The following is an 11,892-nucleotide window of genomic DNA, read 5'->3' as shown; positions in this document are numbered from 1 at the left end:
GAGGACATGTTCGCACCTCCCCAAGAGTACTACTTTGCAAATTTGAAAAAACATTCCCTAACACAGCTACAACTTTAAACCACAAAGTCAACTTATCCGGATAAACGTCACCTCAAACGCCTTACAAGGCCGTTGTGATTGCAATCTATTTGCCAATTGAAATGCATCGTTCATGTCATATTGTTGGAAGATATCTAGCCCTCTATCCAGTGATATCTTCCAGCCAGTATCAGACACAATATGTCTGGCATGCTGGCTTCCAGAATTATCAAAGGAATAGGCGAATTTTATGCCCACTGCGAGCATTGAACCTTGAATTTGGTTAAACCATTCACGTTGTTGTTCGCTTTTAAACTCATCAGCAACGGTGATCAGACTTACATCAACTTCATCCTCATCGGCTTTTAACCGAACAATAGTTTCAAGCAATTCCATCAGGTTTCGAGCTTGGTAGAAGAGTCGAATATAGGGGTCGGTAATCGTGATGTTTTTAGCACCGCGAAGATATGGGCCAAAAAAGCTGTCAAAGCTGACACCCCGTTGGTTTTCAATCACCACCAAATGCTTTTCTTTTAATTCTTCTTTCACTACCGTTGAAACTGCAGCAAACGGAACAGACATTGATTCCGAGCTCTGCACTTCTGGCAGTGCACCGTCTTCGGTTTCGACGGTCTGACTGAAGTATCTTGGGTACTGCAGCTCTTCTAAGGTTTTGACACCAATTTTATTGCCATGCTTGTCTTTGTAACTGAAATCCACGGCAGCATAAGTCGTGTCCATCCGCATCAACTGGTCTTTGACGCGCTTACGGCCTTCCAGCGCAAACTTGAGTACCTTTTCAACTTCTGCCTCACTGGCCCCACCATGCGGGAACAGTATTTTCATCAGGCCCGAAAAGGTCTTATTGATACCATCGCGATCGCGGGTAGAAATGTCGGTGGATAAGGTAAAAAATTGTTTGTATTGATCCGAATAATCTTGGTTACGAAGGTGGCGAAGTATTTCGGCAAGGTAGTCGACCACAAAACCATAGCCACTGGAAAACATCTCACCGCGAATAATATCGATTTCCCAACCCGGAATATAAAAATGCAAGCGGTCCAAGAACGCCGAGTCATAGAACTTCTCGGGTAAGGCATCAAATAAGTCGGTGTGTTTGAGCATATAAGGCACGCTATGCTCAGTGTTACCCACAAATACCATCGACGCATCAGCACCCAGCGTTTCAACACCACGAGAGAACGACTTGTTCGCCATATAGTTTTTCATGATGTCGACAAGCGCTTTATCGACGCGTTTTTGCTTACCCGCAAACTCGTCAAAGGCCACCGTATCCCAATACCCCACTAAGCCGATCTTACCCGTGGTATTACTGACGAATAACTTAGGAACCGTGACTTCACCACCGGAAATGAGAATGCCATGCGGCGAAAACTCAGAATAGATATGCGATTTACCCGTTCCCTTGGGGCCAAGCTCAATCAGGTTGTAATTTCGCTCGCAAAAGGGGATCAGTCGGATTAGCTGCGTCAGTTTATTGCGTTCGCCAAAGTATTCCGGGTTAAAACCGACACTTTGGATCAATACATCAATCCACTCCTCTAAAGTGAACTGCTGACGAGCTGCCAGGTAAGACTCGTAGTCAAAATGGGACATTTGAATAGGCTTTAAACTGGCCAATATCCAAGGTACTGCGTCTTTATCTTCAATATGCTCATATTCGATATCGGCAATCACCCAAACCCCGCCAACCAGCACTTTAGGATGCTGCTTCACAGTCCCGGAATCGATCAGTACTTTTTTTATGCCCAAATTGGCAAACTCGGCTTCGTAACAGTCTTTTTTATCGTTCAGCGACACACTGATTTTATCGATGATTTTAAAGCGGCCTTTTTCACGGATCATCGAACGAATTAAACCCGCTTCGTTGCGATGCACATAGTGTTTAGCCAAAATTTCTTTGACGGTCGCTATCCCGCTTTGAATACTGTCCTCATCATTGGTTGCACAGTACTGGCCAAGCAAATACTCCAGCACATACGAAGGGACGATGGCATTGCCTTTCACTGCTTTTACTAAATCTTTGCGTACCACCAAACCTGGAAAAACGTCGCAAATTTTTTTATCTAAATCTGTCATTGCGCCACCTTATAACCGCTTATTGTTTATGCCGTTAAAAATCAAAATCCGACGTAAACGAGCGGCGAATTGTGTATTTAAGTTGTCGGTACTCTTTAAACTGGTTGGTATCTTCCACTGGCTCTTCCAGCTTCAGCGTTACTTCTTGATTATTGGCGCTATCAGCATCTTGGGTTAACACAAAGCGCAGTTTTAATTCCCGCTCCCGGGCATTTTCTGCCGTTAAATCCATGGTGACTTGGTGCACATCGGAAATCAGCAGCCCTGCTTGGGTGTAAATCCCAGCTCTGAGCACACGCGGTCTTAATTTATCTGTGACAGGTTCTGTTTGGTAAAGCGTCACCGACAACTGACCTGCCGTAATGACATTAGTACCACCACGCAATAAATCCACTTCAACGATCGCAGTGTCGCTTTGGCGTTTCTTGTTAATGGAAATAACCGGAACAATCACCTCTTGCAAAGTAGCGCCACCATGCACAAAGCGGCTACCAGAACCGCTTAAACGCAAGCGTTGAATGCCTTTGGGGATGGCGGCATGCACATCGCCAGTCAGACCAAGCTGTGCTGCAGAAAAAACTTTCACCGCACCGGTTCCCGCCAAGCTCTTGCCCAAGATAAAACGCCGGTCCCGATACAGCACATCACCCTGCACCTCAGTCGAGACGAAATCACTGTCTTCAAGTGCCCGGTTTTGGTAAATAAACCCATGGTCTGCGGTGATTAACACATTCGACGCATTATACCCGGCAAGCTTTTTCACCAAGGTCATCAAGTCATCGAACGTGCGTTCAGTGGCTTCAAAGGCCTCACCTTCGGATTGCATCTTATCGCCAGCATGGTCAATCCGGTTGTGATAGATGTAAATCACGTCATGGTTTTTAAATAACTCGCGGCCTTCGGTTTGAGTCATTTCTAACACTTGCTGCGCCTTTAACGCACAGGCATTGTCACCGATGGCTTGTTTCAGCAGTTTGTCTCTGTTGGCCGTGCCCTGTGTGGAAGCCCCTTCTTGCACCACAATCCCATCTTTACTGTCAGCGATTGCCAGTGATAATTGGCTGTTATTCTGTTCAATAAACGAGGGCAACAACGACGCCATCCCCAGCTGGGTATAGCTTGGTAGCGCTGATAGCATATGATCGAGTGAGGCTTGATAACGGTCGGTTTGCCGAATACGGCTGACCATCTCTTCGCCCGCCTCATAGCGGAATGCATCCGAAATAATCACACAGATTTTGGTGTTTTTATTACGATAAGGTTTCACCCAGCGGCTATAAAACTGCTTTTGTGGTGTCACATCACTCACAGCCCACTGCGTCATCGCATCCACTTGTCCTTGCCACTGGGTGGCCAGCGGTGTCAGGTAGCGGTTGGTATATAAGTTCTCAATCTTATCGGTGAGTTTGCTTAACAATGTCATCTGGCCGGAAGCGTTCAGGTGATACACAAACTTGCGATACAGCTGGTCTATTTTAAACCAGTGCCGCACATAACCATGCACAGCATCAGAGGCACTGGCCAGGTTTAACTGCAGCAGATCGACCTTGGTAAAAAACTGACTGGCCATATCAATGGCCGCATACAGATGTTGAAAGTGCGAGTACCAATGGCTTTGCCGACGCTGACGGCAATACAGGGTCACTTCCCCTTCGGAAAGGGTTCGTTGATCAACCGCTTTGACCAGCTCAACAATGATTTTTTTATCAATTAACTGGTAGTAATCCAGCTCAATTACATCTTTTAAATCGCGATTGTTTAAATCACTTTCGATATCAAGCAGCTGCTGATAATCATTCGACAAGGTTTCAAACACATGTTGGTGTTTTCGGCTGTCTTTCCAGCGTTTAAAGAGCACTAAAGCATCGTTGTTTAATGTGGCATGGTCGCTTTCTTTGGTCGATAACAAGGACAACACATACGCCGATTTAAACAACTCAATTGAGAAGTCCTTCACCGATGGATTAGCCGTGCCATAGCTATAAAAACGCTCAACTTGCTCCCACAAAAAACCATGCAGATTGCATTGCTGCAGCCGCAGATAACGCGGTTGCGCTGCTTCAGCCAGCTCCGCCAGCAGCGCTTCACAGATCACATCAAGCTTCACATCTGCGGTTTGGGTCAGGTCAACACACACCGCCAGCATTTTCATGCGAACCTGCGATTTGGTGTCGTCCGGTTTTAGCATGGCATGTAAGCGTTCTTTGCGAAGGTCTGCCTGTTTCGCGTCATCTGCTGCATCAAAAAAGCCAGCATGCTGGGTGACCAGCTCTGAGAACTCGGGCGGTAAATTCAGCTCGCTTAACCAAATAGCTGCTTGGTCAGTGCGAAACACCGCGCTACCGAGTTGCACGTCTAACAACCAGTTGTCTAAATAGGCTGGCTCTGCACCTTCGCGGTACAGTAAAAACTGTTGTTTCGGGGCTTCCCGCAAGATTTTGTGTTTCAGTAAAAACTCGTTATTAGCCAGTTCTAGTTTTTCCACACCCGCAAGTTCCAGCGAGCTAAAAGCGTCGCGGAACTCTTGCTTGTCGTCATACCAAAACACAATGCGGTTCTGACCAAATAGCCGTAATAAAGCCTGCTGAATGCGATTCTCAGTCATTGTCATCGCCTTCTAAACCGGCAATTTTCTTCAGCGCACTGCCAAACAGTGGGTAGTTGCGTTTAACGCCATCGTCTAAATCAATGCTAATTCGCTCGGCAGCCAGCGGAAATAACACTTCACGCTCGTAGTCGTTCACTTCATCCAATGCCTTGTTGATTTTATCAATCATCTTCAGCGCCTGAGTTTTGTCTTTTTGAGTGGCTGAAGCGCTGATATTGATGTGCTCAAAGCTTTGCTTGCGAGCCTCCAGCTTGACCCTAAAGTCACGCAGGTAGTCTAAAACCAAGCTACAGGTATCGGGGCGATAACGATGCATATAAATCAATGCATTAAAGGTGCCTTTACTGCTAGAAAACTGCCAGTAAATCGGCCGTTTTTTATAGCGCTGTACATGGTCTTTATAAAAGTCTTTTAACAAGTATTTACGTATATCTTTGCCAAGCGCATCTTCAATAAAAGCTAGGTTTTCAGCAAAGTTTGCTTCGCCAAACGTTACTTTTAAAAACTTTTTAAAACGCTCAGTGATATCGTCTTCGAACCAGTCGCCGTCAAAATCAATCAGCGGGATCACGTTATCGTCATCCGGCATGAACGTGGGGGTTTGAATACGCGCTAAATAGTCTTCTAAGCGATCACCTTGGTTCGCCAGAATTAATCCCGGCTCATCCAATGAATAGCGGCCGAACATACAACCGACAGCATAAGAGATAAATTCTGCCATGGTATCTGCGCGTAGTCGGGTTTCCCGTTCTTCTTCGCTGATTTTGGTGCCATAGCGGTAGGCTGGGTTACACGTTAGAGTTATCTCTTCAATAGGAACTTCAGGGGTTAGTTCATCCCGTAAACCATATGCATCAATAAAAAAACGATTATTCTTTTCTTCCAGCATCAGCATTTCAGCTGTCATTTCCTTCCAAAATAAACGTTGTTCGGTATAAACATCTTCTATTTTTTGGGCACAACAGCCCTGCTTTAGAAAAGGAGAAACACGGAAATCCCATGATAACTCATAATAATCCCAATCATTTTTTGATATGTTTATGCAAGCTTTTGCAATATTAGGATCTGAGTTTTTAATATAATCCTTAAGAATTGGAAGCCGTCCTACATCTCCAGGCGTAAGGTTTAGAGTCATACAAATTGAACTAATATAAAACTCCGCTATTTTTGAATTTAAAAATGAACAGAGTAAGTATTTCTCTTCATTAGGAAAAATAGCCGGCCCACCAATATTAAATATTGTACCAGCTTCACTCATTCGAAAGCTTGGCTTGTTCGAAGTTATTGCCCCCCAGCTAATGTTGGGGAGAAAGTATTTTTCTTCATTTCTAATTTCTTTTGTAAAGGTGTTCGATTTTAAACGAGTTTTAATGGACTCCTTCAGTTCAAGCCCATCATTCAACCAATTAATTAAATATTCATTAAATCCAAACCAACGGCGATACCCGCCGCCCTTAACATGAGGGAACCATTTCTTACCAGATTTTTTAGCTTCAATATTGTTTTTTGCAGTAAAATAAGAATTATCTAAAGGAACTTCATACCAAAGCCTTAAAAACCTCGCATTATCACTAGTCTGTAAACCTACGAGAGGTTTACTCACGGCTGCCAAGTCAGTACCATCTATAAAAGCTTTAGTTGCCTGTTTAGTAAACCAGTATCCAATGATGCTCGATGGCAACTTTTTGAACGTATGAGCATTTGAACGGTAAAACCAACCGCAATCAGGATTTTTGATAGCTTCCAGTGTCTTAGGTGATTGATTTTCAGATCCTTTAAAATCTGACAGGCGAATATATCCCCCACGATATTTTGCCTCAAATTTGTTTTCAATTGTGAATGCACAAATGGGCACTGTGGCTCCATCAAAACCTGAATATTCAAGCTGAATTAATGATGTGATAGTTTTTTCATCAATTAAAAACTCTCGCAATTTTTCATAAGACGAAATAAACATCCATACAAATGGTGTCATAAAGCCCAATTGGCCACCGACAGTAGTTAATTTTGCGTTTCGAACGATAAAAGCGGAGAAAAGATCAGACTTTACCTCTGTATAGTTTTGATTTAGCCATGCTGCAATTCTGGCATTCATACCCTTCCCACCCATATAGGGTGGGTTGGCAACAACCACATTGTATTTCTGACTTAAATAATCTGCCTGCCATAACACCTTTAGCACTTTGTGATGAGTATCGGTTAGAAATAACTGTCCAGATACATCCTTCGCTTCCAGCGTTCTAAGTACCTCAGTTACATCACCAATAGTTGGTGTAATTAACGAACCAAAGTTATCTGCCTCCTCAAAGTCTTTAAGCGCCTTGCGCAAATCTGCGGTAAATAAGTCTTTACCAACAAATTCAAAGTACTCATCCAGCTCATCTTCGGTGAAGATAATTTTGTCCAGCTTGCATATATTCGGTCTTATTGGATTCCGGAAAAAACGGCGGCGGTTATTGCCATCATCGTCCGGGTTACCTTTGATGGCTTTCATCGACAGGGCAAAAGCAGCCAGCTCGGAGGCGCGCTCGTCAATTTCAATACCATACAGGTTTTTGGTTAAAATCAGCTCTGGGATATCGACCGGGTCGTAGCCGGCATCTAAATAAATGGCGTACAGCAAATCATAGGCGTAGGTCAGCATATGGCCAGAGCCAGCCGCTGGGTCGCAAATTTTTAGCTCTTCCGGGCTGCTGATTTTTAGAAAATCTGTTTCTGGCTGCTCTTCACCTTCGGCCGCAGGCGCTGGTTTAATGTAGTAATCCATTTTCTCAACAATGCGTGAATTTGGATTATTTAACAGCCATAACCTACCTAGCGAGTTTTCCACCAGATAACGGACTATCCAATGTGGCGTAAATAACTGCGTGGCTGCAGGAATGTTTTCAGCGGTGACCTTTTTGTTGTTTTTCAGGTCTGCAAAGACTTTGTCTTTTTTCTCGGAAATATAAAACTGATACAACCAGCCAATCACTTCTACCGAGGTGCAGGCTTCAGGCGTCATGGCTTCGCGGGTTTTGGCCAAAATGGAGTTTTCGGACAACAAGTCATCCGGCATCAACAGTTCGGTGTAATCGTCAATATGCTGAAACAGATAAGGCATCAAGCTGTGATAGCTATTACAGACCGCGACAATCAGGTTGCGGTAAGCTTCGGTTTGGCCATCTTGGCTTTTAATGCTGCCATTAAGTAAACCCAACACGCGCTCAGCAGCACGTGCATTCACCAGCGAATCGTCGAGGTGGCCAGCTTTGGCTTCCGACAAAATTTCTGGCTGCACTTGACCTGCAACCGGTGACACTACACCTACCCGGTTGTAGCCATTGACGTCCATAAAGCGCAGCGCACAAAAGCGGTTAAACCAGGTGTAAGCAACTTTATCAATCAGGGTATCTTTGCCCTGTGTTTTTAAAGCCTGCTCTAATTGGTAGACCGCTTGTGGGGCTTCACGCCGGGCGCTACTTTCACTTTGTAATACCAAGCTGAGTTTGCTGCTTACCTGCTCTAACAAAGTGCGGCGTGCTTCCTTGGCAAAATTCTTTAGCTTTGAAGTATCCATTACACCCGCACCTTCTTACCTTGTTTAACCATATTCAGTAGTTTGGCTTTATAGCTGTCGATATAAGCGTCAACATCGGCTTCGCTATCGAGCAGCGGTTTATTAAACTCAACTTTGATGTCGCGAATAGCAACGGTTTGATACGCCGGTACTGCAGGCTCTGTCACGATAGGTGCAGCCGGTTGTGCCGCGGCCCCCGCGCCTGGCTTTGGCGGCTCCGTTTTAGATGGCTCTGTTTTTTGCGGCTCGGTTGGGGTTGGCGCCGTCCAGGCTAATACCTTATCCAGTAGCTGCGGATAGGTGGTATCTTCAAATTGCCGCACTTGGTCGCGCACCAAAGCAATTAATGTTTGCTGGGCTATTTTGGCTTTTACCGTACTAAACACCTGTTCGATGTTCGCCTGCTGCTCTGCAGTGAGTTGCCCGAAGTTATCCAGTTGCTGCAGCTTGGTGGAGATTGCATCCACCGTTTTTGCGGCTTCTTGATGCAATAGCTGGAGCTCAGCTTCAATTTTAGCGGTCAAGTTTTTGATATGACTGACCAGCTGCTGTACCGCATCCCCTTTATAAATATCGGGGTTTACAACAGCGTTTTGAATCGCACCTAATTCATCAGCCTGCACATAAGACAGGTTGGCTTTGTGGTCTTCTAAAAACCGCATGGCATCGTCTAGATGCTTTCTGCCTGGGCCTTTCATAAACTTGGTGATAGGGTCAATCAGGCGGTCTTTATAGGTATCCAGCCACTTGTCTTCTTCGCGGGTGAGTTCAGTGACAAACCATGGATAAGGCTTTTTCTCAAACTCAGTTAAATCTGCAATCACTTCAGCCAGCGCGCGTAAAAATGGATAACGACTGGCTTGGTCATGTAAGCGCACCAATTCGATTTTTTGCGCGACAAAAGATTCTTGCGTTTCTTTGGCTAACGCTTTTGCTTCGTTGGCTAAGGCGACTTTATCGAAGTAGTCGTTATAAAATTCTTTGAGTTTGCGGATCTGCGACTGGGTAAATTCAACTTGCGGATCGAGGATGAGGTTACCGTGTGTTGCAGCATTTTTCAGCGCTTTGGCTAAATCATTTTCATCCAGCAAGTTGGTTGATTCACGCACCTCCACTTTGCCACGGGCGCACAAGTGCGCAAGCGTGCATAAGGTTGCAGCATAAGACCAGCCGTATGATTTGCGCTCAAATTTATCCAGCACCGATTTTACCGTGGTATGGATGCCACCTCGGCTATTGCTTTGAATAAACGACAACATCTCTTGCAAGGATTCTGGCAACACGGCCTCGTCACCGAATAAGCCTTGTTGGCCTTCCGTGAGAATTTTGCTGACATCGGCTTCGGAATATTGCTGGCCGCGCAGCATTCTTAAGTTTGGATAGGTATATTTAACCAGCTCGATAAAAGCTTTGATGACCTTACTTTGACCGTCTTCACCGGCTAGCTCTATTTCCTTACCCGCGACAAAATACGTGGCCTGGCCCATTAACTTCGACAGCAACAGTTTTAATTGGTTATTGCGCTCGCCGTTTTGACCGGCTTTATCTGCCAGTATTCTTTTCACTGAGTCTTGCTGGGTGGCACGGTTGGCATGTGACACGTATTTTTGCGTTTGTAAGTACAACAGCAAATCACTCATCATCCGCGCACTTTCGGGTAATACTACCTTGAGTTCATCACTATAAAGCGTGTCTGTTCTGTGCTTTTCTAACGCATCACGATGATCATGGAACGAGGTGATAATGTTTATTGCCAGTTCTTGTTCGCGCCCAATCTGGACATCATCCAGCTTGCGGGTAAACGGATAATCCTGGCCGCTATCGTCCCAGCGGATTTTCCGATTTTTGATGATGCCGTCGTAGATCAGTTTTTCAAGCTCACTGCTTACCGCAGATGTATCGACATCGGTGTTTTTAATTTCGGCTTCAACATCCTGCTCTTCATCGGTCAGGTATTCGTATAAATCGCCATTGCGTTGGATATAGGTTTGTTGCTCCAACAAGCCCAAAGCTTCTTCTACATCGGCTTTTAACTTCGATAACGAGGTGTCAAAGTTATCCTGCATCAGGATGCAGATGTTTCGGATTGTTGGCTTAAACTCTTTGACATACTTCACTAAAAACAACGCTTTTAAGACCCGAAGCGCGAACGGGTTGGTCAGGATTTTCTCTGCCTTTAAGATGGACGCTTGGATGGCACCTTTTAATGCGGTTCTAATCCCTTCAAACATCAATTCGAAGGTCGCGAGATCGCCAAGCTTGTGATCTTTGATGCCAATAGCGACCTGCTGGAATACCCCGAGCATCGACCGCTCGCCGACTGAGCTGTTTTTCCCTTCGAAGGCGTTATGCCGTGATAAATTCTGAATAGAGGCCTGGAATAACAGGAACTGATACGGCACAAATGGGTAGCTTTTAATGAAGTGCTCGCGGTCTTTGTAGATCGGGTAACTTGCTGAACCATCAGCAAAGTCGAACAGGGTTTTAAGATTGTTCTCTTGTGCATGGTACAGGTTCGATAACTGCGCGATGTACTCATCTTTTTTGTCCAATAACCGCATCTGAATGACTTCAGCGACATCTTGGCTGTTGAGCTTCATTCTGTTTTTGAAACGAGCTTGAATACGTGAAAAGTCATTCGAAGAATGCGCGCCTTCTTCGCCAATCACCGAGTTCATTTCTTCTTGAGCAGTAACAATGATCCAAGCGCGGCCTTTACAAATGGTGGCTAAGGATTCAGCGACAGTTTGCAAGTTGGTCATCAGTTTGATGTTTTCAGCAACATACTGACCCACTTCATCGACAAAGAAATTCAGTCGGAATGAATCACCCTGCGCGTTGATGTAATCATTCACCTGGCCCGCAAAGTCTTCAATCGACAAACGGTAGTCGGCGCGGTATTTGTCCAGAATGTTCGATTCTGAGCTACCTGTCACTTGGTTATAGGCTTTATCAATATCCTGTGCCATGCGCTTTGCGCGCTGACGCCCTTTATCCCATGACATCCCGGAAATGGATTCGAAAACCTGCATAAAGGTATCAAATTGTTGGTCGGCATCTAGCTCACGCTCAAACTGAGCAATGTAGGGTTGCTTGCCGTAGTAACCACAGTGTTCATCGAATACTTTGACGAACACGGCGATTAGCGCGTCGATTTCGGTTTTGGAAATCACATCGGCTTTTTGGTCGATGTTAAACAGAATGCTTTCAGAGGGAATGGCAACCGCTCGTTTTAAATCGCTGGCTAGCATGCCGCCGTCGTTAAATGGTGGCTTGTCGAGAAACAATTGCAGCGGCGTTATATCTTCAATTGGTTTGTTTTGTAACAGCAACGCCAACATTTTCAGTAAATGCGATTTACCTGAACCGAAGAAACCTGAGATCCAAACGCCGTTGGCACCACTGTAGTTGAGATAGGCATCCAAAAATTTATCAAGGCGCTTTGCCACTTCATTAGTGATGACATATTCGTCTAACTCGATAAACAGGCTCACTTCATCATCAGCCTTAATAACCCCTTCAATCGGGCGATCCACAGGCTTTGCAAAAATATGTTCCATTGTCATGATTACTTCTCCTTAAAACC

At 45.0% G+C, this 11,892-nt stretch carries 4 protein-coding genes; all 4 read right to left on the bottom strand.

Annotated features, from left to right (window positions below):
- Positions 1–87: 87 nt before the first annotated feature.
- From brxL to brxC, 4 genes are read right to left on the bottom strand one after another with little or no spacing between them, the layout of a single operon-like run.
- On the bottom strand, positions 88–2,139 hold the full coding sequence (gene brxL, locus M0413_RS16400) for a BREX system Lon protease-like protein BrxL (protein WP_249554926.1): 2,052 nt from the start codon (positions 2,137–2,139) through the stop codon (positions 88–90).
- Between the two features lie 34 nt (positions 2,140–2,173).
- Positions 2,174–4,744, bottom strand: a complete 2,571-nt coding sequence (pglZ, locus tag M0413_RS16395; protein WP_249554924.1) for a BREX-1 system phosphatase PglZ type A — start codon at positions 4,742–4,744, stop codon at positions 2,174–2,176.
- Positions 4,737–8,306, bottom strand: coding sequence for a BREX-1 system adenine-specific DNA-methyltransferase PglX (gene pglX / locus M0413_RS16390; RefSeq protein WP_249554922.1), 3,570 nt, complete (start codon positions 8,304–8,306; stop codon positions 4,737–4,739). The genes pglZ and pglX overlap by 8 nt, the downstream gene beginning before the upstream one ends.
- Positions 8,306–11,872, bottom strand: coding sequence for a BREX system P-loop protein BrxC (gene brxC, locus M0413_RS16385; protein WP_249554920.1), 3,567 nt, complete (start codon positions 11,870–11,872; stop codon positions 8,306–8,308). The genes pglX and brxC overlap by 1 nt, the downstream gene beginning before the upstream one ends.
- Positions 11,873–11,892 lie beyond the last annotated feature (20 nt).

This window comes from Shewanella sp. 8A (genome assembly GCF_023475945.1).
Lineage (GTDB): Bacteria > Pseudomonadota > Gammaproteobacteria > Enterobacterales > Shewanellaceae > Shewanella > Shewanella xiamenensis.
Note: the sequence above shows the minus strand (reverse complement) of the source record. Positions and strands in the feature narration are given on the sequence as shown.